A 22,717-nucleotide genomic window follows, 5' to 3' on the forward strand; every position below is an offset into this window, starting at 1 on the left:
TCTTTTTTTTATCAAGAAAGCGATTTACCACATCAAATCATCAGGGATTTTGAAGTCTGCATATGGGTCATCTTCGTCGTCCACTTCTTCGGCTCGGTTATTACACACTAATATATAGCTTTCATCCCGCTCGTTTATTTTCAGAGCGACAGGCTCTGGTACTAGCTCATAAGTGTTGTCTAATTTAGCAATAGCAAGACGACCACGGCTTAAATCATTATGCATTGCTTGGCTAACGTACAACTTCTTCACTAGTTTATTATCCGTGAAGTTATACGCGATATCGCCCTCTTCCTTAACAACTCTGTTTTGCTCAATCATTTGACGAATTTGAGCTTGGACGGCTTTTTTCTCAGCTTCTTTTTGTTTTTCTAAGTTAAGCGCTTTGTCTTTCTCTATTTTCTCTTCTCGTTGTCGCTTTAACTCTTCTAAACGTGCAGAATCATCTTCTGCAACCGCTTTGCCCTTTTTAATTTTTTGCTTCTTTTGTAACTTTTCAGCTTTAATTTTGTTGGCCTTTTTTTTATCAACCAGACCTGCACCTAAAAGCTGTTCTTGTAACGATTTGGCCATTTACCTAATGCTCCTAATTCACACTGCCACTAAATTAACTGAATACTACTAAGTTATGGAAAACCTAACCACCTAAAAGCCAATAAATTAGATGGCATACACACTCATTCTGAAACCAGTTTGCGTGCACTAGCTTTATGTTTTTCAATTAAGCCAGCAATATCCAGCCCCACAATTTGCCCTTCAGTAACTCGCCACTTACCAGCGACCATAACGTGTTCTGCTTTTTCAGCACCACAGAGTAATAAGGCGGAAATAGGGTCATGACTTCCTGAAAAACGTAACTCGTCTAATTTATAGAGAGCAATATCTGCTTGTTTCCCAACAGCTATTTCACCAATATCTTTACGCCCTAAAAGGGCAGCAGAACCCTTTGTTGCCCAACCTAATACCGTTTCTGGGGTAATTCGTTCAGCCCCATATTTTAAACGCTGCAAATATAAAGCTTGGCGCGCCTCATACATCATATTAGAGGCGTCATTAGAAGCAGAACCATCCACTCCAAGACCGATTGGAGACCCTGCTGAAGTTAGCTCCAAAGTGGGACACATACCTGATGCCAAACGCATATTAGATACAGGGCAATGACAGATACCGGTTCCCGCCGCTCCTAAACGTTTTATCTCCTCATCATTAAAGTGAATACCATGGGCCAACCAAGTGCGCGAGCTAAGCCAACCAACGCTTTCTAGATAATCGACAGTACGCATGCCAAACATTTTTAGGCAGAAGGCTTCTTCATCAAGAGTCTCCGCAAGATGTGTATGCAAACGAACATCTTCTTTTTCCGCTAACTTTGCACTATCTTCCATGATTTCTCTGGTAACCGAAAATGGAGAACAAGGGGCTAAGGCAATTTGTATTTGCGCTCCCTCTTCCCTCTGATGATATTGCTGAATAAGTCGTTGGCTGTCCGCCAAAATTGTATCGCCGCTTTGCACCGTATGTTGTGGCGGCAAGCCACCATCTTTTTCACCTAAACTCATCGAACCACGAGTTAGCATGGCTCTCATACCCAGTTCACGTACCACTTCAACTTGGATATCAATCGCATTTTCCATGCCAGTGGGGAATAAGTAATGGTGATCTGCTGCTGTGGTACAACCAGATAATAACAGCTCTGCCATGGCTACTTGAGTCGCTAAAGAAAGTGCCTCTGGAGTTAATTTTGCCCACACAGGATATAAAGTTTGTAACCAAGGAAATAACGGCACGTTAACGACAGGTGCCCATGCTCTCGTTAATGTCTGATAAAAATGATGGTGTGTATTAATTAAACCGGGCAGTAATACCAAGTCTCGGGCATCCATAACCTCATCTATGACTAAACTGGGCTGCTGCCCAACAGGTAAAACCTCAGCTATCTCAGAGCCTTTGATGACAATGCCACCTCTGGCGTCTAAATCATTAGCAGTAAAACAAGCTAACGGCTCTTTAATCCAAATAGTTTTTTGAGAAGGATTCGCGGTATCTTTATCGGTAAACGAGGGAGTTGAATGATGTTTCATAAGCGGCGCCTTGAATGTAAATGATCAAATAGCCAGCTCAGTTATACTCTGTCTGCTGATCCAGAGGATATGAAGAAAGTACTTGCCTTCTTTATATCGATTCATACTTTACACAAAAAACGAGAAAATAACATTCTAAGTCACGGACTAAAACTCGCACCTCAAAAAATAGATTAGTTTTTTTCACCTATCGCTGTATTTTTTATCGTTTGTCCTAAAAGCTCTCTACCCCTACTATTTCATTATCGAAAAGCAACTGACTAAACACATTAGGAGAACATTATGACAAACACTAAAACTATGATTGAATTACTTGGCGCAGTAGATACTTCTCACCTTTCTGAAGAAGACAAATATGCTTTATTTGCTAACGCAACAAGCAGCGAATTCAGCCTATCATTTGCAAGTGATTTTGCTAAATGGGCAAAGAAATCATTTAACGCAATCAAAGAGAACCTAACGCCTTTCACACTAAAACACGCTTAAGATTCCTTTCTAGGATCTAAGCCATTTGAATGACCATATGGTACTCACATTATGACTATCCAAAAAAGTGCGGAAATAAAAAAAGGGGCAAATAATCTGCCCCTTTTTACTTTTTAGATAGCGACTTCTTTAGTTCAAATCAGCTTTATATTCCGCTTCTACTTTTTGTTCTGCTTCCTTCGCAGCATCATTCAATAAGTTAAACCACTTATCACCATCTTTGATACTTTCCTTGAACCAGCTATAAACTGGTGTAGCGGCAGCGGCAAACTCTGCTTTTTGAGCTGGCGTTGGAACATATAAATCACCACCCGCTTCTGAGAAAGCGTCATATGCAGCAATGGATTTACGCTTAGGTGAAGCAAAGGTTGCCTGCTGTAAAGCAGAGAAACCATCCACAACAACACGACGTAAGTCCTCATCCATGTCCATGAAAGTATCATTGTTCATGTACCAGAGTGCGGACATGTAAGCGTGGCCATCTAAGGTCACGTATTTAAGACCGGCATCCGTAAACTTCATACCCATGATATCGGTAATACCGTTTTTAGAACCTTCTACAACCCCAGTTTGGAAAGAGGTAAATAGGTCACCCCATGGGATTGGTGTAGGACTAGCTCCTAAAGAACGAACCAACTCTTGTGGTAAATCAGACACTACGGTACGAATTTTCAAGCCACTTAAGTCGTCTGGTGATTTAACAGTACGCTTTGTGTTTGCAAAATTACGCCAGCCACCTGTATTACCAATTGTCATCAAGCGAACAGTATTGCCAGAGTCCTCAAGAATTTGCTTACGCAACTCACGAGTGAAATCCCCTGTTAATACTTCTTCTGCAATACGATCATCACGTAGTACATAAGGTAGATCTAACACTTGAACATAAGGGTACATGGCAGACGCACCACCAGAGGTGGAGATATAAACATCAATTGAGCCATATTCTAATGCCTCAAGACACTCAACCCCGTTGCCACAAAGCTGTGTTCCCATATAGATATCGACAGCAATTTTGCCATTAGAGCGCGACTCGACAAAGTCTTTAAAGACCACTAAACCATCATAGTCTTCATCGTTTTCATTTGAATTTGCTACGGCACGAATATTAAAGTCAGCCGCTTGTGCGACTCCGCCTAACATCAGTCCGGCACCAATTAACGTCGCTGCAATCACACTATTTATTTTTGTTTTCATGAACATTAAGAAATCCTCTCTTCATGGTTTTGCTTTGCGTATTTACTACCCTGAGACCAGACCAAGTAGCCTTGGTACTGTCATGGATAGAGCTGGGAAAAAGGTCACTAGGAAAATTACGGCGACTTCAACCGCTAGGAAGGGCAGAATCGCTTTTGAAATACTTTCGATACGTTCGCCAGACACACTGGAGGCGACAAACAACACCAGTCCCATGGGCGGGGTTGCTAGGCCAACGGTCAAGTTCACACTCATAATGATGGCGAAATGTACTGGGTCGACACCTATGTTAATAAAGATGGGGCCTAATATTGGACCTAAGATAATGATCGCAGGGCCTGCATCAAGGAACATGCCAACAACGAACAATAAAAGGTTTATCAGGAACAACAGCATTAATGGGTTTTCACTGATGGTCAGTACCCAATTTGCTAGAATTTCTGCACTATGGGACAAGCTAACAACCGTCTTAAAGGCAATTGCTGAACCGACTAGCAGGAGAACCACAGCAGAAGCTTGCGCACCTTTAATAAAGATATTCGGCAAATCTCGTAGCTTCACCGTTTTCATTACCCAAACACTGATAATAAGTGCATAGGCTGTCGCAACAGCAGAAGCTTCTGTCGGTGTAAAAATACCGCCTATAATGCCGCCTAAAATAATCACAGGAGCTAATAAAGGGAAAATGGCATTCTTCGTCGCGGTTCCTCGCTCAGACCAAGTAGACTTTGGCCCTGCTACAGGAAAGTCGTACTTCTTAGCCATTAGGGCAACCATGATCATTAAAGAAGCGCCCACTAAAATTCCCGGAACAATACCAGCCGCAAATAAGGCCGCTACAGATACTTCCATTGTGTAGGCATAAATAATCATGATGCCTGATGGGGGGATAATGGGACCAATAACCGAAGATGCCGCTGTGATAGCTGCTGCAAACTTACGGCTATAGCCATTCTTTTCCATGGCTGGAATCATCATGGAGCCAATTGCTGAGGTATCTGCCACAGCCGAACCAGATAGACCTGCAAACAACATACTCGACATGACATTCACATGGGCTAGACCACCACGAACATGGCCGATAAAAGACTGGGAAAACTGCACAAGATTCATGGTAATACCACCACGGTTCATGATTTCACCAGCCAACATAAAGAAAGGGATAGCCATTAAAGGAAAGGAGTCAATGCCGTTGTAAATATTGCGGAACAACAGGGAAACATCACGTTCCATTCCTGTGGCGTAAAGCATAAAGCCTGGTGCAGTCAACATGGCAAAAAACACTGGCATACCAACCAACAACAAGACTAGAAATAAAGGTAAAAATAGCGCTAGCATAATTATCGTCTCTTTTTATTATTGTTTTACTGCCCTTTGATCAAGGGAACGAATACATAACTGAGTTAGTCTGGATTCGCGTCAGCACGCACTTCCATGGCAATCTGAAACTCTTTTTTATGCCCTAGAAAACAGCCAATTTCTCTTAAACACAGCTCAACGTTTGCTAATAGCATAGTGAAGAAACACACAGGCATAGCGAGATAAATCCACGCACGGGAGATATGAATAGAAGCTGCTCGGGTACGGAAACCGCGCTCAAAGAACTCAATACCTAAGGAGGTAAGTTTTACGAGAACAACGCCGGCGATTAGTAATAGAAAGAGTTTAAATAAGCTAGAGGCTTTATCAGGTAAAGCATGTAAGAACATATCGATAGCGACAAATGAACCACGACGGTAGGCCTCACCTGCCACCATGGCCATCATCCAGATCATTAAGGCGCGAGCGGCCTCTTCTGGCCAAGGTAATGCACTACCCAATACATAGCGACAAAAGACTTGCAGCAAGATAACGCATATCATTGCGGTGACTAGCACCCATGCAATATTACGCCCTATCTTACTCAGAAAAAGATTAATAGCAGAAATGACTGTTACCAGATTTCGTAGAATAATCATTGTTATTCCCTTCTAAACGTTTTTATTTTTATTGTTTATCCGTGTTTAGGGGTAAAGAATTATGGTACTTCTTGCCCTGCTGCTGCAGTCCACAACTCAAACCAAGTTTCTCTATCAATAGAGATATCTAAAACCTTAGACAAGTCTTTCATGCGCTGCACGTTATTTGTTCCAACGACAGGCAAAATGTTTGCTGGATGAGCCAATAACCAAGCTAAAGCAACATGATCTGATGAAGCTCCTTGTTCTTCCGCTAAGCGTTTGAACAATGGCGCTAAGCGGCGAGTTTCAGGAGTATCGGCAAAAAGAGCACCACCAGCTAAAGGAGACCAAGCCATTGGTGTTAAAGAATCTAATTGCATGGCGCTCAAGTTACCATTAGTGAAGGTATCTCGCTGTAATAAGCTCATTTCAACTTGGTTAACCACTAACGGATGACGCATGTTCGCTTGCAGTAGTCGCCAATCCCATACTTCAAAGTTTGACACACCAACAGCACGTACTTTACCGCTGTCAATCAAGGCATCTAGAGCGGCGCCCGTTTCAGCTGCGTCCATAAAAGGATCAGGGCGGTGGATCAACAAAAGATCTAGATAATCTGTAGAAAGGTTTTCAAGGCTTTTCTCAACACTCGCATTCACATAAGCAGCACTGGTGTCGTACAATTTTACTCGGCGAGCTGGGAATTTATCAGAAAGGAGGCCTATATCGCATTTGGAAATAAGCTGCATTTTAGAGCGAAGGCTTGGGTCAACAGCGAGTGCTTGACCAAATAAACGTTCACATTCGTAGTCACCGTAAATATCGGCATGGTCAAATGACGTGATACCCTGTTCAAGGCATAAATCAATCTTTTCGCGCACATGTTTAGTGGATACATCAGCAGCATCAGCAAGACGCCATACACCGTAAACTAATTGGCTTAACTCAATATCAGATTTGCCAAGTCGAATCATTCGCATAACTTTTCATCTCCGAAGCAAGCAGTATGACGTTCTCATTACTGATCGCTTAATTCTTATTTTTATAAATTAATCACTGGCATTAACCGTTAATCCGTTACTAATGCCAGTAGTTGTATATTTACATTAACAGTGTATTCTAATTATGTAAATCAATAGTAAATCAATTTATCTATTTATTAACTTTTTACTTGCAGCGATCTAACTCATCAAAGCAAACTTTGATTTAAAAACCATGTACTCCCCCTTTTAAATATCAGGTGATAGAGTGGAAAAAAAGAACAGAGCTAAGCAGTTACCCCTATTTATTCAGATAAGTGAGTTATTACATCGGGAGATTGCTGCTGGACATTGGCTACCGGGCGATAGATTACCAATAGAAGCGGAACTCGCCACTAAGCTCGGTGTAGCAGTCGGCACATTAAGGAAAGCTCTCAAAAAACTAGAAGAAGATGGTTTGTTAGAGCGCAAGCAAGGCTCGGGGAACTATGTAAAACGGGCACCAGATGGGCGCGCTATTTACCAGTTTTTTCATTTAGAAACGCTAACTGGTGGCGGTATCCCTTCTGCAAATACATTGTCAATTGAAGTGGATAACAATGAATTCGCTAAGCAACAATTAGGCGTTCCAGAAGACCAGCAGCTTTGGTGCATTAAGCGGGCACGTTACTTAAACCGAGAACTGGTAGCCATGGAACAAATTTGGTTTAAACATGCCCATGACCCAAACCTGAAGCCAGAAGATTTACACGAATCCTTATACCTTCATTATCGAGAGCAATTCTCCTTTTGGATTAGTCGCGTCGAAGATGAAATTGACTGTGACTCCGCTCCCACTTGGGTGACTCAACAGCTAGGGCTGACGGAAGGTACCGTTATGCCTCAAGTGCATCGCAGGAGTTGGTCAAATGAAAATACCATAGAAGAGTTTTCTTTCACTTGGTATGACCCTAAACGCTGTCGTTATATCGCTCGCTGGCATTAAATTAAAAGCTATTCAAAACGGCTATTTTGAATCGAGAAACAATTTTCAAAAAACAAAAATATAAAACTAATATTAATAAAAATAAGAGGTTAGTAATGAAAAAGTCTATTCGCTATGGTGTTTTAGGGTGTGGAATGATGGGGCAGGAGCATTTAAAAAACCTTGCACTCATCCATGGCGCAGAAGTGGTTGCTATTGCAGAACCCAATAAAGAAATGCAACAGCGCTGTCTTGAGCTGGCTCCAAATGCTCACATGTTTAATACATTAGAGGAGCTGCTTGCTGCAGACCTAAATCTTGAAGCCTTGGTTATTGCCACACCTAACTACCAGCATGCAGAACAGCTATTAGAACTTTTCGATCGAACAAGTTTGCCTATCTTAATCGAAAAGCCGGTCGTTACCAGCATTGAGCAAGTAGCAAAAATAAGAGCAGCCGCTGAAAAGCACCCAGCACCTATCTGGGTCGCTATGGAGTATCGATACATGCCTCCCGTTGCCCAGTTTCGTAAGCAAATCACACAAGGCGATATTGGTAGCATGAAAATGCTCAATATCCGTGAGCACAGATTTCCCTTCCTAGAAAAAGTGGATGACTGGAATCGCTTTAACCATAAAACAGGTGGCACATTGGTTGAAAAATGCTGTCACTTTTTTGATCTCATGCGCCTGCTAACAGGTAGTGAAGTAACACGTGTTTACTCATCAACAGGGCAAGACTGTAATCACTTAGAAGAAAATTACGATGGTCAAGCACCTGATATCATCGACAATGCCTTCGTAATAGTAGACTTCAAAAGCGGCCAAAGAGCTTGTTTAGACCTAAATATGTTTGCAGAAGGTTCTCGCTACCAAGAAGAAATTTGCGCCATTGGCCCAAAAGCTAAGATTGAATGTTTTGTCCCTGGTCCGGGTAGGTTCTGGCCTGTAGACAGCTTAGGGGCAGCACCAATACCAAAAGTGGTATTAAGCCCACGCTTACCTAAAGGTCCGATTGAAGCCGACATTCCAGTTGATGAAAAACTACTCGATGCTGGTGACCATAACGGCTCAACTTACTACCAGCACTTAGGCTTTTTTAAAGCCATCACAGAAAATGCTGCCGTGGATGTGAGCTTAGAAGATGGTTTAAAAGCGGTTGTTATCGGCTTAGCAGCACAACACTCCTCTGTAACAGGCCAAGCCATTACTATCACTGAAGATGGCTACAGTTTTAGCCAAGTATAATTTTAATTAAAAACTTTAGATCTTATAAATCAATAGTTTATGAAATAAACCTTTCTAGGAAAGAAAAAATTCATTCACTATTGATTTGCTTTATTTTAAATAGAAACTATAGTTGTTTTTAAATTCATTCACTATTGATTCATTTATTGGTTGTGTATGTAATTCAAGATATCAATATACAAGGCACTACTACTTTCAAATAGGAGTAAATATGAGTGTGGTCATTTCCAAACTAGAAGAACAAAAACAAGTAAATGGGTTGGATTTTCCTTTGCTAGTCACACCTCACAATGAAGAAGTTCAAGCGGATACATCGAGCTTTTTCCAGTGGGTCAATAGTAATAAGTCTGAATTACACGACTTACTAATCAAGCACGGTGCCGTATTATTCCGTGGCTTCCCTGTAGACAATTCTGATAAATTTGAGCAAATGCTTAATGAAACAGACTACAAGAATATGCCTTACGTTGGTGGCGCTGCACCTCGCTCACAAGTAACCGAGTCTCGCATTGTTACAGCTAACGAGTCCCCTGCTACAGAAAAAATCCCCTTTCATCATGAAATGGCTCAAGTACCCACACCTCCTGGCTACATTTATTTTTACTGTGATATTGCAGCAGAAAAAGGCGGTGCTACCTCAATATTGCACTCAGGCGAAATATGCAAAACCTTCTTTGACATTGCTCCCGATTTTGCAAAGAAAGTAGAGGAACAAGGCGTACGTTATATTCGAGTCATGCCTGAAGTCACAGACACCACATCCGCTATTGGCCGTTCTTGGAAAGACACCTTTTTGGTTAATACTCGTGAAGAAGCCGAAGCTAAAATGCGTGAAGCGGGCATGTCATGGGAATGGTTAGAAAACGGTAATGTACGTACAGAAACCCGTGTATTGCCTGCTATCCGCTATGATGATGAAACCCAACAGAAAGTCTTCTTCAATTCTATTGTTGCCGTATTCACAGGCTGGAATGACGATAGAAACCAAGGTGAAACCGCTGTATCGACTGCAGACGGTGAGTTCATGGACAAAGAAGCCCTAATGGAATTGGTCTCAGCCATGGATGAAAAATGCGTTAACTTCAAATGGCAAGATGGTGACGTACTGTGGATAAACAACCATACTGTGCTCCATGCTCGCCAACCCTTCGAAGGCGACCGCCGTATTCTGGCATCTATCGCCTTTAAATAAAGATTTAAGAAGATATAAAAAAGACCAGATAGCCTCAACTATCTGGTCTTTTTTATTCGACGTTCCATGCTGGAATAAATACTTAAAGGTTCGAATTTACTGGCTTTGAGAGGTGCATGGCCTAGTTAATTTTGAATTCAGAGTTAATCATTCCAATCCAATTTATTTAAGTAATAGAAAAAAATAAATGTCGTCCAGATAAGAGTCAGAACCCCTGATATTAAAACAAGCTGATAATAATCATAAGTAACCCCCATTCCGATTAAAGTGACACCTAGAATTGTCTGAATTATTAATCCTACTAAAAAAAGCCTATCAAATTTAGCAAAATGAAGAATATCTTTTCTTAGCATCGCAATGGTTGCACATATACCAATTATTATTAATTTAGTATTGAGTAAAAATATTCCAGCTATTAAATGATTCATTCCCAATAAACCTGTACACCACAATGGAGCTGCATAAGCCAGCCCCCATTTATCAGAATATATATTATTCATAAAAACCACTCGCTTCATTCATTAATGCCCCTTGAACTTGGCCGGTTGCATCAATCATAACCCTAAAGGATGTCGAATCATTTCTGGTAATTAACTAGGCATTTACCTCTCAAAGCCTGTTAATATAAGGTGCTCCACGCCCATCTACCCTTCGATAGCGACCGCTATATTCTGGCTTCTATTGCTTTTAAATAAGCCTTTTATTCACATCCCATTCTGAAAAGCACAATATATCAGTAAAACTCACCCGCTCGAATTGCCTCTCCAATTGACAACAAGCTTGCTTCAAGAGATGCATCTTTAAGCGGTGTTATCTCATTAATATCGTTTGACGCAAATAACTCAGTTTTGCCGTCGTGATGTTGTATCACCTTATAATCTGCATTTCTAACCGTCCATGAAATATCGGTTTTTCGAGTTCGCCATTCGCTGTAATTGTATTCACGTGAAGGCTGCGCCTCTGCATTGGTCAAACGCTGAGCAAAACTAATACTGCTGCTTGGCACATTAATTGGCGCTTCATTAGCCAGCGCTAAAGACGTAAAGGTAGCAAACACATCGGTTGCATTGACCAAAGACCCGTCCCGCTCGCCCTGTCGTGTAACACCAGCACCAGACACGATTAGTGGAGTGCGAATTCCCCCTTCATACAGGGTTCCCTTTACATGGTCCTTATCAAATACTTGCTTATCCCGCACTCTTCTCGGTGTACCGTTGTCGCCAATAAACACAATATAAGTATTGTCTTGATCTTCTTTTGGCACTGCATCAATCAAGCGCCCTATTTCAGTATCCATGGCTTCAATCATGGCTTGGTATTTATCTGTGGGGCTTCGTGTGGGCGTACTGCTCGAAATTAAATTAGCTGGCGGCTCATGGAAAGGGCTATGGGGGGCAGAGTACGCCACCCAAGCAAACCAAGGGGACGCTTGATTAGCTTGTATAAAATCTATTGCCAGATCGGTCACTACCGAGGTGTGATAACCCTTTTCATTAGATTGCTGACCATTTTGGGTCAAAGTCCAGTCGTTGTAATCTTCTAAGTTGAATAGGTTTCCGCCGTATGTGTCCACACCAAACTGACTAGGGTGATTAAGGTCAGGACGCCCTCCACCCAAATGCCACTTTCCAAATATGCCTGTGGCGTATTTTTCGGGCAGATCTTCTTGTTTCAATCGCTGCTGCAATGTTTTTGTATTGCTGGGCATCACGGCCGGAACATATTCAACAGTAGAGCTATAGCCATGTTGGCCAGATATCAATGCTGCTCGGGTTGTTGTACAGGCAGGCGTTACCCAAAAGTTTTCAAAAGACAAACCACTCTTGGCCAGTTTATCCAAGTTTGGTGTATTGGCTGTGTTGTTACTCACATTGTAGGAACCTAATGCATCAACACCAAGATCATCCGCAATAATCAGTAAAAAATTAGGCGAGTTTGCATGCGCTATATTTGCATGCACTACAGAAGCAGAGAATAAGAGGGAAGCAGCAAGAAAAAATTTTGTTTTATTGATTAGAAACTTTGATTCAGCTCTTTTTAATTCAGTTATAGATAGGCATTTCATTTCTTGTCCCAATAATATGATGAAGTCATCCCATACTAGGCGATATACAGACTTAAAATCCAGAATTGGATTCTACCTTTACGCACCTTTACTCAGGCAGCTCACAGTAAACACAATCAATACAAGGTGACTCAAGGTCTAAAAAAACATACAATGAGAACGATTATCAAAAACACCTACATTAAAGGTACGTTACCCATGTTTAATTCTCGGATTTTGATCATTGAAGATGATGCTTTTCTAGGAGAAAAGGTCTCTCAGTTATTAGAGTCTAAGGGCTGTTTCACGGAAGTATATCGAGATGGCGAACAAGGCCTACTCGCAGCACTTAAGTCTTCGTTTGATTTAATACTATTGGACATCATGCTACCCAGCATAAATGGCTTGAAGGTTTTGAGCCTACTAAGAAAAGAGCGTCAAACCCCTGTAATGATGCTAACTGCGTTAGGAGCAGAAGAAGACCGTATTAAAGGCCTTAGTTTTGGCGCAGACGATTACCTGCCCAAACCGTTCAACTTTACCGAGATGTCGTTACGGGTTGATGCACTTTTACGCCGCACATTACAAAATACACCCAGTAAAAATGTTCTCACCTTAGAAGACGATTTCCTTTCGTTAACTCGCATGGATCATCAAGTCACTTATCAATCACATGCTATTGATTTAACGCCAATTCAATTCAAATTGCTGTGGCTACTGGTAGAAAATAAAAGTTCCACATTAAGTAAAGCCTACTTATCCCAATCAGCATTAGGTAAGCCCCATAATCAATATGATAGAAGCCTAGATATGCACATCAGCCGCATTAGGAAAAAATTAGTGTCCGTTGGTATGCCAAGTGAACACATCACTACCGTTCACGGAAAGGGATACTGCTACCGATGAAAAACAGCTTATTATGGAAACTGTTTGCCGTTATTGCGGTGGGCACAGTCGTATTTTTCTGGTTGGTGGATCTTGTCGCCAGTCACACTGAAGACAGCATGAGCTACATAGATCAAGAGTATCGTGCTGAGCTCCGAGCCTACGCCAAAGAAGCGGAAAGATTACTGTATGACGAAGGCGAAGAAATTCTATCTAAATGGGTAAAAGGCATCGAGGAGAAAGAAGATACTTGGATTGCCATCTCTCGCCCTTCCATTGAAAACCTTGCCGATACTCAACTATCAGAACGATATATCAGCACCTTTAGCCTAGGACGCGATTTAGAATGGAAAATCCATTTGTACTTTGCTGGCAACCCTACTATGGACATTCCATTTGAGGATGGCATTACACGTTTCTTAATTCAGCTCCCGCAAAGAATGAGGCCGGGAAAGAACTTATTCATCATAGATTTACTTCTGCAAATTGCCCTGCCTTTTCTCATTTTGTGCCTTCTCACCTATGTCCTGTATCGATACATGATGAAGCCGCTTAAGAAACTTGAAAAAGCCACTCGCCACTTTAGTGAAGGGCACTTTCATGTACGAGCAAGCGAAGGTTTAAGTCATCGACAAGATGAATTAACGGCTCTCGCTAGTACTTTCGACCAAATGGCAACGCGCATCAGTACCTTGATCGTCGACCAAAGACAGCTATTGGCTGATTTGTCTCATGAATTAAGAACCCCACTTACTAGACTTAACATTGCGGTCGATTGCGTTGAGCACAATCAAAACTCAAAAGAGGAGCTAGAAAGACTGAGGTATGAGTCAGCCAACATGCAGGCACTGATTGACGATGCCCTCACCTTGGCATGGTTTAATACAGAATCTCCAAAGTTAGAGCTAGAAAGTGTTGAACTAACCTCCTTATTACAGGTTCTTGTAGAGGATGCTCGATTTGAATTTTCGAACCATAAGGTCACTCTTAATCAACCTGATAAAGATATCTATATTAGCAGTGCCCAACAGGCTTTATCGGCTGCATTAGAGAATATTATTCGCAATGGCCTTTCTCACACGCCGGAAGGGAAAACCGTAAATATACAACTGACCGAAAGAAAGTCCTCTCTGGCTATTTGTGTAGAGGATCAAGGAATAGGAGTGCCTGACGAGTATTTAGAAGACATCTTCAAACCCTTCTTCCGCATCAAAGAAAAAAACTCAGACAATGCTCGCATCGTCAGTTCTAAAAAGAGCGGTTACGGCCTTGGTTTAGCACTGGCTCAACGTCAAATACTGGCACTAGGCGGCTCAATTAAAGCGTCCAATATGCTAGATGATAATGGCGAACGTACCGGTTTAGCTATATGTATACATATTCCTTATGACGGCGAGAGTCTGTAGACTCATAACCTCCAACATGACGCAATTCTATTAAGCCCCTTCCCAGTAAGGGGCTTATTTTTACCCTCTCTAAATATGTAACAAATGCAACAAATGTAACAGTTGTAAAAAACATTCACTTTCTTTACATAAAAAAGATAATAGCCGCTATCAAATGTAAACAATTCTCATTAATAGAGGTATTTATGCGTTCCAACGTCACATTTAAAAAATCTTTACTGGCTCTTGCCATTGTCCAAGCGACAGCAATGAGCAGCATGGCTTTAGCAGAAGACACGGTACTTCTAGACGAACTAAAAGTGGAAGGTCGTGCAATCACTGAGCTTGACCAAGAAATCACAGCCGAAGATATTGAAAAAAGCCAAGCAACTGATCTAAAGGGACTATTCCAGAATAAAAGTGAAGTTACTGCTGGTGGTTCAGTCAACATTGGGCAAAAAATATATGTCCGTAACCTCGGCGAAGATTCTTTAAATATTACCGTAGATGGTGCTGAGCAATCTGGTGGTGTCTTCCACCATGCTGGCCGTATTACTATTGAGCCAGAACTGCTAAAGCGTGTTGAAGTAGAAGCAGGCGCTGCAAACGCGACATCAGGGCCAGGTGCACTTGGTGGATCAATTCGTTTTGTCACCAAAGATGCTAGCGATTTATTAGACGACGATCAAAACGTTGGCGCTCTACTAAAATCCACTTTTAGCAGCAATGGAGAAGGACTAAAAAATAGTGCAACTGTATATGGCCGTACTGAATCAGGTAAAACTGAAGGGATGCTGCACATACTAGACTCTAGTCATGATAACTATGATGACGGTGAGGGCAATGAATTAGAAGGAACAGAATTAGACGAAAGCCTCGGCTTTGTTAAGGTCAAAACTCAATTAACAGAAGAACAAGGCTTATCTGTCAGTTATGAATCATTAAAGAAAGCGGGTGACATGACATATAAGCCAGAATGGGCTTATAACACTACATTAACTAATAAAAACCCTCTTAGCGATTCTGAAAGCACTCGTAAAACAACGACAGTAAATTATAACTTTACGGATTCCGAAAGCGACTTAATAGATACACAAGTAACGCTATATAAAACCAGAAATGACTTAGACTCTGTTGATGGTAGTGACAACATAACAGGCTTCGTAGAAACAGTAGGAGTAACACTTCAAAATACAAGTATTTTAGATCAGCACGAACTAACTTATGGTTTGAATCACCGAGAAGACGAGAGTAACTATAACAATAGTTCAAATACAGAGACTGGAACTGTAACAGGGCTATACCTTCAAGATAGCATTGATGTTAACAAAAAGTTAACCATTTCTACTGGTGTACGATATGACCAATACGATCTTGATGACGTTAACAACCAGCAGCTAAAAGACAGTGACGTATCACCTAATATTGGAGCTGTAATCTATCTTACAGATCAGCTAAATCTAACCGCAAACTATTCCAAAGCTATACGTGGTCCTGAGATTAAAGATGCTTATAAAATCTCTGCTGGAGTAAGTAACTCTGATGATCTAACAGCTGAAACTGCTACTAACACTGAAATTGGTATCAATTATAAGAAAGGTTCTTTTTCTGTAAGTGGTGGGGTTTATGAGTCTGTTATCGAAGATGCCATTGGTACCGAGACTCCATGGGGTAAAGCCTACACCAACCTAGAAGAAGATATTGAAACAACTGGTTTCTATATAGATATTTCGTACCAACTAGAAAGATTAGCAGCTGGATTACATTTCCATAGTGCTGATACGATGCAAGGTGACCAAATAGTTACCCGTTATACCCACAGTTCAACGGCTACATCTATCGGTGACACTTTAGTTTTAAGCCTTGATTATCAAATGAGCCAAACATTTGAAGCTGGATGGTCTGCTGAATTTGTTAAAGGAATTCATGATATTGAACAATCTGTCAGCACTTACACCTTAACACTCGATAAACCTGGCTATGCTACCCACAATATCTATGCTAAGTGGCTACCTTTAGGAGATGACCAACTTACAGTTGCCCTGACTATTAACAATCTCTTTGATAAACAATATCTAAGCCATGCGTCTATGGAAGACTATAATGGCAATTCAGGATGGGAAGGCATTGTAGGGACTGCAGCTACAGGCCGTGACATCCGTCTAAGCGCTGCGTTGAAGTTCTAAGAAAATCCCCTTTACCGCCCAATTCATTAACCTGAGTTGGGCGTTTTTTCGTATCTGGAGGATGCCATTATGCCTTATTTACATTCTGTTAAAACCTTTATCAAAGCACTGCTTCTCTTGGTTATTTGTAGTGTTAGTTATGCCAATCAAACTTTTACAGTAACTGACCTTGCGGGTCGAGATGTGACATTTTCTTCTCAGCCTGAGCGTATTATCTTGGGTGACAGTCGTTACCTGCATGCACTATCTATCTTAGATCAAGAAGACCCAACCAAAAACGTCGCTGCTATGTTGTCCCGATTAGACTGGGTCGATTACGGTAGCTATGTGGAATATCTAAAGCGTTTCCCAAACCTTAAAGATATTCCCATTATTGGCCGCTCTTCTGCGGACAGTTTCAGTATCGAAAGTGCCATTGATTTACGTGCTGATCTAGCCATCTTTAGTTTGGATGGCCACGGTCCTAATGCCCGCCATGCAAACACCATCAAGATTCTTGAAAAAGCTGGCATTAAAGTCATCTTTGTCGACTTCCGTAAGTCTCCTTTAGAAAACACACCTAAAAGCATTGCCCTATTGGGTAAAGTTTTGGGTAAAGAGGCAAAGGCACAAACTTTTCTTAACTTTTATGAAGCCCAGCTAAGCAAGGTTACCGACAAAATAAAGAGTCTGGATGCTAACGCCCCTGCTAAAGTTTTCATTCATAGTCGTGTTGGCGTGAAAAGTGGCTGCTGTGAGACTATGGCTCGCGGCATGATGGCCTCATTCTTTGATGCGGCAGGTGCACATAACATTTCTAAAGCCGTTGTTCCGGGTATTGCTGGTTTTATGGATTTAGAATACTTATTAACCAACCAGCCAGACCTCTATGTCGCCACTGCGGTAGGCTCGAAAGGTATGCCAAAAGAAAGTAAGGATGACGAACTTCCTTATGTCATGCTAGGTGCTGGCACTCCCAATGATTTTGCAGAAAAGTCTCTATACGACTCTATTAAGCGCTATAAGCTGAATCACTTAGAAGCGGTTAAATCAGGCCGCGCACATGCCCTTTGGCACGGTTTCTATAACTCCCCTCTCAATGTGGTTGCCGTACAAGTGGCAGCTAAATGGCTTTATCCAAAACACTTTAGTGACTTAGACCCAGAAGCAACGTTAGAGCATTTTTTCAATGAGTTCCAAGCCATTCCATTAACGGGTGTGTATTGGACAACTCTATCGTCAGATGAATATAAGTAACGACTAGATGCCATTTATACAAAGGGCTAAGCCCCAAGAAGGACAAACACTCGCTAGCCAGTATCGACAATATATGAGTTTACGGCTCATTATATTGTTGGCACTGGCTGTCGGAACCCTACTCACCCTCGTCTATGATCTATCTGAAGGTCCATCTTCCCTCAGTTTCTTAGGCTTACTGCAAGGCTTGTGGTCTCCCGATTCACTGCCGATTACACAGCAAGTGATTATCTGGGATATTCGACTCCCCTATGCTCTTATGGCGATTTTAGTGGGTGCCGCGCTGGGATTAGCAGGTGCCGAAATGCAAACTGCATTGAATAATCCACTCGCTAGCCCATTCACCTTGGGTGTAGGTTCAGCTGCGACCTTCGGTGCTTCCCTTGCGATCGTGTTTGATTTATCCCACCTTGGCATTAGTCAGAATTTTCTACTTCCCGTTTGTGCCTTTGCCTTCGCAGGTGCAACCTCTTTGATCATTCTGGGTATCGCGAATAATCTGGGTGGCAGCATACACAGCGTTTTATTGTTCGGCATTGCCTTAATGTTTGGCTTAAATGCCATGGTTGGTGTTCTTCAATTTGTCGCGGATGAAGGTCAATTACAGCAAATTGTCTTTTGGACAATGGGGAGCCTTGCCCGTGCTGACATAGAAAAGGCCTCAATTGTCGCCATAGTACTGCTTGTTTGTTTGGTGTTTAGCTTACGCAATGCTTGGGCAATGACCCTACTAAGAAGCGGTGAAGAACAGGCCAAAAGTATGGGCATAAACGTCAAACGTTTAAGGGTAATCACCCTATTACGAGTCAGTCTCTTGACCGCTGTGGCGTTAGCGTTTGTCGGGGAAATTGGCTTTATCGGCTTAGTTGCCCCACATATAGCACGAATGATAATTGGGGAAAGCCATAGGTTATTTCTGATTGGCAGTGCATTGTGTGGTGCATTACTGCTTTCTCTAGCATCAATTGCCAGTAAGAGCGTGATCTCAGGACTGGTGTTGCCAATTGGCATGGTAACCGCATTGGTCGGTATTCCTTTCTTCATCACGCTTATCTATCAGCATCAAAAACGTAATACATTATGAATCTAAACCTCGACCAAATTAGCATCTCCTACGGTAAAACGAAGATTCTATCGGACATCACGACTGGCTCTCTTCAAAAGGGGAATGTGATTGCCCTACTTGGCTCGAACGGCGCTGGGAAATCCACCTTAGTCAAAGCCCTTGCAGGTCTTGTCCCTTATCAAGGAAAAGCAAGCTTAGGTGATTTAGAGTTTGCACAGATGACCCAAGAGCAAAGGCTGGCATTGATTGGCTATGTACCGCAAACCTTACCTCAAGCCAGTAGTTTACTGGCTTATGAAGTGGTGAAAAGCGCCGCTAATAGCTTGTTAAAAAGTCAGTCAGTCAGTGCTATGGAAGAGGCGATCGAAGAGGTATTCCAAAAGCTGAAGATTAGTCATCTCGCCCTTTTACCTATGCACAAGTTATCAGGTGGACAAAAACAAATGGTGAGTTTAGCTCAGGCTATTGTACGCCAGCCAGAGCTGTATTTACTTGATGAACCCACTAGTGCATTGGATTTAAATTGGCAAATTCAGGTATTAGAAACCGTTAGAAATGAAGTAAAGAAGAACCAAAGCACAGCGGTTTTAGTCTGCCATGATATCAACTTAGCATTGCGCTATTGTGACCATATTCTTCTTCTAAACCAAGGGCAGCTTTTAAGCTCCGGTTTACCTAAAGAATGCCTTACCCCAGACACTTTGGCTAAGGCTTATCAAGTCAGTGCTAGGGTCGAAACCTGCTCCCTAGGCCGACCAATGATCTTGGTCGATCATGCCTTATAAAAACGCCCCTTTATAAAAGAGCCGTATTTTTGAGCATGTTCTTAGCTGTATCAAGGTGTTTTGCTAAGGCGATTGTTGCACCTTGATAATCCTTCATTAACATACAAGCCATGATATCGATGTGCTCTTTTACCGCCACGGTATTTCGCTCTCTTTCTTTATTTCTCTCCCATTGATAATGGTAGTGATATATAAAGCTGATCACCGTATAGAACTCACTGATAAATGGATTAGGACGAGCTTCTTGAAGTAAGAAATGGAAGCGCTCATCTAACTTAGGAAAGGATTCATAGTCATCATGCATTCTTGGCATAAGATTCTTATGATCAATAAAAAGCTCATTTAATTGTCCCCAATAATCACTCGAATCAGGCAGGCTCATAAAGTGTGACAGGGAGTTCATTTCAAAAAGATATCTAAGTTCATGCAATTGGTCGATAAAATTTTCATCGAACTTCTTCATTTGCCACTGGGATCTGGGGTTCTTTTCGATTAAGCCAAAACGTGAGAAACGAATCAAAAATTCCCTTACGACAACCGTACTACTTTCCGATTGACGCGCTAATTCAAGCTCCGAGAACTTATCTCCTGATTTAAGTGCGCCACTCTGAATCAAGCCAAGAAAGTATTCTTCCACTATTTTTTCTTTGGGCTTACTTAGCTTGCTAACATCAAAAAAGTGTTCCTTTTTAGGCATAGAAAGCAGCACTTTTCCGGAGTCAGATTTAAGTACAACCTCCTGTTCTTCAAGGTATTCAATGGCCTTTCTCACCGTAGTTCGACTGACACCGAATAACTCAGCTAGAGCAACATCGGAAGGCAAAATATCGCCAACTTGATACTTTTTATCAATGTCCTCAAGCAGCTGATTTACAAGCTTTTGGAATAACGAATTTTTACGACTCACTTAAGATAAAACCTCAGAACCTTCTTATTTTAGCCCTCCTTTATAACACATGATAAACATGGATGAAATCATACTAAAGTAGGGTTTTTAATATATAAAAAACAACATTTTTCAGAATTTATGGGTTATATGTTTTTATTATGTGGATTTTATAATTAAAAAACAGTTGATCTTTGGTTTTTTCATTTCTATTCTTTGCACAAATAAATATAAAAACACATTAGGTATTACTCATTATGACTTCATCCGCTCCTATACCTCTGCCACAACTCACCCTAGTTAATCTAGCTAACAAACTTTTAGCATCAGAATTAAATAGTGGATAAACCTATTTGAAACATAGTTAGCTATGTTTCATTGGTCTTATGCCGTGGAGTACCTAGTCTCCCAAGCATCTGACAAGCATGGCTCCTTTTTGTTAAAGGAACCTCAGTGTCACTTCAGGAAAATGCCTTGTTTAGTGACTCAACCTCAAATAACAATAAAACAGGTAATTGTATGACTAAGATCTCTCACCCAGCATCTAAGAAAGCAACGCTATTAAGCAAAATTTCACGACGCTCACTCTTGGTTGCCGCTTCTGTGGCAGCGGTAAGTTTCGGTTTACCCACTATGGCAAATGCCGCAACCACATTAAAATGGGCTCACGTTTATGAGTCTGGTTCTTCTTACCATCAAGCCATTCTTTGGGCGGCGGATGAAGTAGCTAAAAAAACCGACGGTCGAGTTCAAATTAAAGCCTTCCCAGCGTCTTCCCTTGGTAAAGAAGTTGAGTTGAATGAGGCGCTTGATTTTGGTTCTGTCGATATTATCTATACGGGTGATATTTTTGCTGCTCAAACCTACCCAGCAATGAAAATCTCTTCTTTCCCATTTGCTATTCGAGATTTCAATCATTGGAAAAGCTTCCGTGATAGCAGCTTGTACAAGACTCTTGAAGCAGGTTATGAAAAGAAATCTGGTCACGATGTCGCAGGATTCACTTATTACGGTGCTCGTCACGTTACGTCAAACTTCCCAATTAAATCGCCTAAAGATATGGAAGGCATGAAAATTCGTGTACCAAACGCACCTTTGTTTTTAATGTTTCCAAGAGCGGTAAAAGCAAACCCTAGCCCTATGGCCTTCTCTGAGGTTTACCTAGCGTTGCAACAAGGCGTGGTTGATGGTCAGGAAAACCCACTGCCAACGATTCAATTCAAAAAGTTCTATGAAGTACAAAAGTACATCAACCTAACGGGACACATGACCAACTCGCTGTTAACGATTTTGTCGACTTATACGAAAAACAAAATCAGCAGCGAAGACTATAAAGTTCTGACGGATATCACAGTCCAAGCCGCTCAAAAAGCTTCGAATGAAATTAATGACGCTGAGCAGAACCTAGTAAGCTGGTTTAAGGATCAAGGCACTATGGTGCAAGAAGTTGATACCAAACCTTTCATGGATGCTCTTAAGCCTTACTTAACCTCTCAGGATAATGGTTTCACCCCGGCTCAGTTTGCTGAGTTAGAAGCACTTTAATTTTTTGTATCAAGAGGGGAACCTGATGATTACTCAACAGGAAACACAGCAAGCTGATCCAAATGGCTTGCCTCCCCTCGATTTGATTGATGAGAATCAGGTCGAGGAAAAGTTTAAGTTTAATTTCTATGATTTACCCGCCATGCTGTTTTTTTGGGTCTTGGTTATCATCGTCTTTCTACAGTTTTTTACTCGCTATGTGTTAAATGACTCACTTGGCTGGACAGAAGAAATTGCGCGCTTCCTATTGGTGCTGGTTGGTTTTATTGGCTCAGTAACCGCAGTAAGAAAAGGTAGCCATATTTTTTTAGAGTTTCTATACCGTTATACGACTGCGTCTGTAACCAAACTCTTAGTTTTATTCTCAGATTTAGCTAGCGCCAGTTTTTACGGTTTTTGTGCCTATCTTTCGTTTCAAGTCGCCCAGCGTATGGGGCAATCACTGGTTTCGATTCCTATGCCGAAGTCCTATCTATACTGGACGATTGGCATCTGCTTTGTGCTTATGGCTTGCCACTCAGCTCTATGGCTTTTTAGACACCTACAACTCAAAAATGATGAGTTAGTAAATCAAGTTAATAGCCAAGTATTACCCGATTAGGTTTAAGGATTTTT

Annotated in this window: 21 protein-coding genes; 12 read left to right on the forward strand and 9 right to left on the reverse strand. The window is 41.5% G+C overall.

Going from position 1 to position 22,717, the window contains the following annotated elements:
• Positions 1 to 24: 24 nt before the first annotated feature.
• Both OFY17_RS12755 and OFY17_RS12760 read right to left on the reverse strand, forming a co-directional pair.
• Entirely contained in the window at positions 25 to 573 is a 549-nt protein-coding gene (locus OFY17_RS12755; RefSeq protein WP_263531119.1) for a DUF2058 domain-containing protein, read from the reverse strand.
• Between the two features lie 104 nt (positions 574 to 677).
• Positions 678 to 2,081, reverse strand: a complete 1,404-nt coding sequence (locus tag OFY17_RS12760; protein ID WP_263531120.1) for an 8-oxoguanine deaminase — start codon at positions 2,079 to 2,081, stop codon at positions 678 to 680.
• Positions 2,082 to 2,363: 282 nt separating this feature from the next.
• Here OFY17_RS12760 and OFY17_RS12765 point away from each other — a divergent pair, with 282 nt between their 5' ends.
• Positions 2,364 to 2,567 carry a hypothetical protein gene (locus tag OFY17_RS12765; protein ID WP_263531121.1) on the forward strand — a complete coding sequence of 68 codons (204 nt, stop codon included), beginning with the start codon at positions 2,364 to 2,366 and terminating at the stop codon, positions 2,565 to 2,567.
• A 129-nt stretch (positions 2,568 to 2,696) separates the two neighbouring features.
• Here the strand turns inward: OFY17_RS12765 and OFY17_RS12770 are convergent, their stop codons facing one another.
• The 4 genes from OFY17_RS12770 to OFY17_RS12785 form a co-directional block, all read right to left on the reverse strand.
• The gene (locus OFY17_RS12770; protein ID WP_263531122.1) at positions 2,697 to 3,761 is read right to left on the reverse strand and encodes a TRAP transporter substrate-binding protein; all 1,065 of its coding nucleotides are present in this window, start codon (positions 3,759 to 3,761) and stop codon (positions 2,697 to 2,699) included.
• A gap of 45 nt (positions 3,762 to 3,806) precedes the next feature.
• Entirely contained in the window at positions 3,807 to 5,099 is a 1,293-nt protein-coding gene (locus tag OFY17_RS12775) for a TRAP transporter large permease (RefSeq protein WP_263531123.1), read from the reverse strand.
• Between the two features lie 65 nt (positions 5,100 to 5,164).
• Positions 5,165 to 5,719, reverse strand: a complete 555-nt coding sequence (locus OFY17_RS12780; protein WP_263531124.1) for a TRAP transporter small permease — start codon at positions 5,717 to 5,719, stop codon at positions 5,165 to 5,167.
• A 59-nt stretch (positions 5,720 to 5,778) separates the two neighbouring features.
• Positions 5,779 to 6,681 (reverse strand): aldo/keto reductase, encoded by a 903-nt coding sequence (locus OFY17_RS12785; protein WP_263531125.1) that lies wholly within the window; start codon positions 6,679 to 6,681, stop codon positions 5,779 to 5,781.
• A 268-nt stretch (positions 6,682 to 6,949) separates the two neighbouring features.
• Here OFY17_RS12785 and OFY17_RS12790 point away from each other — a divergent pair, with 268 nt between their 5' ends.
• The 3 genes from OFY17_RS12790 to OFY17_RS12800 all read left to right on the forward strand — a co-directional run bounded on the left by OFY17_RS12790 (position 6,950) and on the right by OFY17_RS12800 (position 10,084).
• On the forward strand, positions 6,950 to 7,666 hold the full coding sequence (locus OFY17_RS12790; RefSeq protein WP_263531126.1) for a GntR family transcriptional regulator: 717 nt from the start codon (positions 6,950 to 6,952) through the stop codon (positions 7,664 to 7,666).
• 95 nt (positions 7,667 to 7,761) lie between these two features.
• Entirely contained in the window at positions 7,762 to 8,892 is a 1,131-nt protein-coding gene (locus tag OFY17_RS12795) for a Gfo/Idh/MocA family protein (protein ID WP_263531127.1), read from the forward strand.
• A 211-nt stretch (positions 8,893 to 9,103) separates the two neighbouring features.
• Complete coding sequence (locus OFY17_RS12800) at positions 9,104 to 10,084, forward strand: TauD/TfdA family dioxygenase (RefSeq protein WP_263531128.1); 981 nt, start codon at positions 9,104 to 9,106, stop codon at positions 10,082 to 10,084.
• Between the two features lie 143 nt (positions 10,085 to 10,227).
• Here the strand turns inward: OFY17_RS12800 and OFY17_RS12805 are convergent, their stop codons facing one another.
• A complete protein-coding gene (locus OFY17_RS12805; RefSeq protein WP_263531129.1) occupies positions 10,228 to 10,602 on the reverse strand; it encodes a hypothetical protein in 375 nt (124 codons plus the stop codon).
• Positions 10,603 to 10,817: 215 nt separating this feature from the next.
• Positions 10,818 to 12,149: a sulfatase-like hydrolase/transferase gene (locus OFY17_RS12810; protein WP_263531130.1), complete on the reverse strand. Its 1,332-nt coding sequence runs from the start codon at positions 12,147 to 12,149 to the stop codon at positions 10,818 to 10,820.
• A 198-nt stretch (positions 12,150 to 12,347) separates the two neighbouring features.
• On the opposite strand from OFY17_RS12810, the gene OFY17_RS12815 reads away from it, so the two are divergent.
• The 6 genes from OFY17_RS12815 (at position 12,348) to OFY17_RS12840 (ending at position 19,671) form a co-directional block, all read left to right on the forward strand.
• Positions 12,348 to 13,034, forward strand: coding sequence for a response regulator transcription factor (locus OFY17_RS12815; RefSeq protein WP_263531131.1), 687 nt, complete (start codon positions 12,348 to 12,350; stop codon positions 13,032 to 13,034).
• Entirely contained in the window at positions 13,031 to 14,419 is a 1,389-nt protein-coding gene (locus OFY17_RS12820) for a HAMP domain-containing sensor histidine kinase (protein WP_263531132.1), read from the forward strand. The genes OFY17_RS12815 and OFY17_RS12820 overlap by 4 nt, the downstream gene beginning before the upstream one ends.
• A 185-nt stretch (positions 14,420 to 14,604) precedes the next feature.
• Complete coding sequence (locus OFY17_RS12825) at positions 14,605 to 16,584, forward strand: TonB-dependent receptor domain-containing protein (protein ID WP_263531133.1); 1,980 nt, start codon at positions 14,605 to 14,607, stop codon at positions 16,582 to 16,584.
• Positions 16,585 to 16,653: 69 nt separating this feature from the next.
• Positions 16,654 to 17,820 carry an ABC transporter substrate-binding protein gene (locus OFY17_RS12830; protein ID WP_263531134.1) on the forward strand — a complete coding sequence of 389 codons (1,167 nt, stop codon included), beginning with the start codon at positions 16,654 to 16,656 and terminating at the stop codon, positions 17,818 to 17,820.
• Between the two features lie 7 nt (positions 17,821 to 17,827).
• Positions 17,828 to 18,904, forward strand: a complete 1,077-nt coding sequence (locus tag OFY17_RS12835; protein ID WP_263531135.1) for a FecCD family ABC transporter permease — start codon at positions 17,828 to 17,830, stop codon at positions 18,902 to 18,904.
• The gene (locus OFY17_RS12840; RefSeq protein ID WP_263531136.1) at positions 18,901 to 19,671 is read left to right on the forward strand and encodes an ABC transporter ATP-binding protein; all 771 of its coding nucleotides are present in this window, start codon (positions 18,901 to 18,903) and stop codon (positions 19,669 to 19,671) included. The genes OFY17_RS12835 and OFY17_RS12840 overlap by 4 nt, the downstream gene beginning before the upstream one ends.
• A 10-nt stretch (positions 19,672 to 19,681) precedes the next feature.
• Here the strand turns inward: OFY17_RS12840 and OFY17_RS12845 are convergent, their stop codons facing one another.
• Positions 19,682 to 20,578: a GntR family transcriptional regulator gene (locus tag OFY17_RS12845; protein WP_263531137.1), complete on the reverse strand. Its 897-nt coding sequence runs from the start codon at positions 20,576 to 20,578 to the stop codon at positions 19,682 to 19,684.
• Positions 20,579 to 21,076: 498 nt separating this feature from the next.
• Here OFY17_RS12845 and OFY17_RS12850 point away from each other — a divergent pair, with 498 nt between their 5' ends.
• The gene (locus OFY17_RS12850) at positions 21,077 to 22,102 is read left to right on the forward strand and encodes a sialic acid TRAP transporter substrate-binding protein SiaP (protein WP_263531138.1); all 1,026 of its coding nucleotides are present in this window, start codon (positions 21,077 to 21,079) and stop codon (positions 22,100 to 22,102) included.
• A gap of 25 nt (positions 22,103 to 22,127) precedes the next feature.
• On the forward strand, positions 22,128 to 22,703 hold the full coding sequence (locus tag OFY17_RS12855) for a TRAP transporter small permease (RefSeq protein ID WP_263531139.1): 576 nt from the start codon (positions 22,128 to 22,130) through the stop codon (positions 22,701 to 22,703).
• The last annotated feature ends 14 nt before the right edge of the window (positions 22,704 to 22,717 follow it).

The sequence above is a fragment of the Marinomonas sargassi genome, assembly GCF_025716875.1.
GTDB lineage: Bacteria > Pseudomonadota > Gammaproteobacteria > Pseudomonadales > Marinomonadaceae > Marinomonas > Marinomonas sargassi.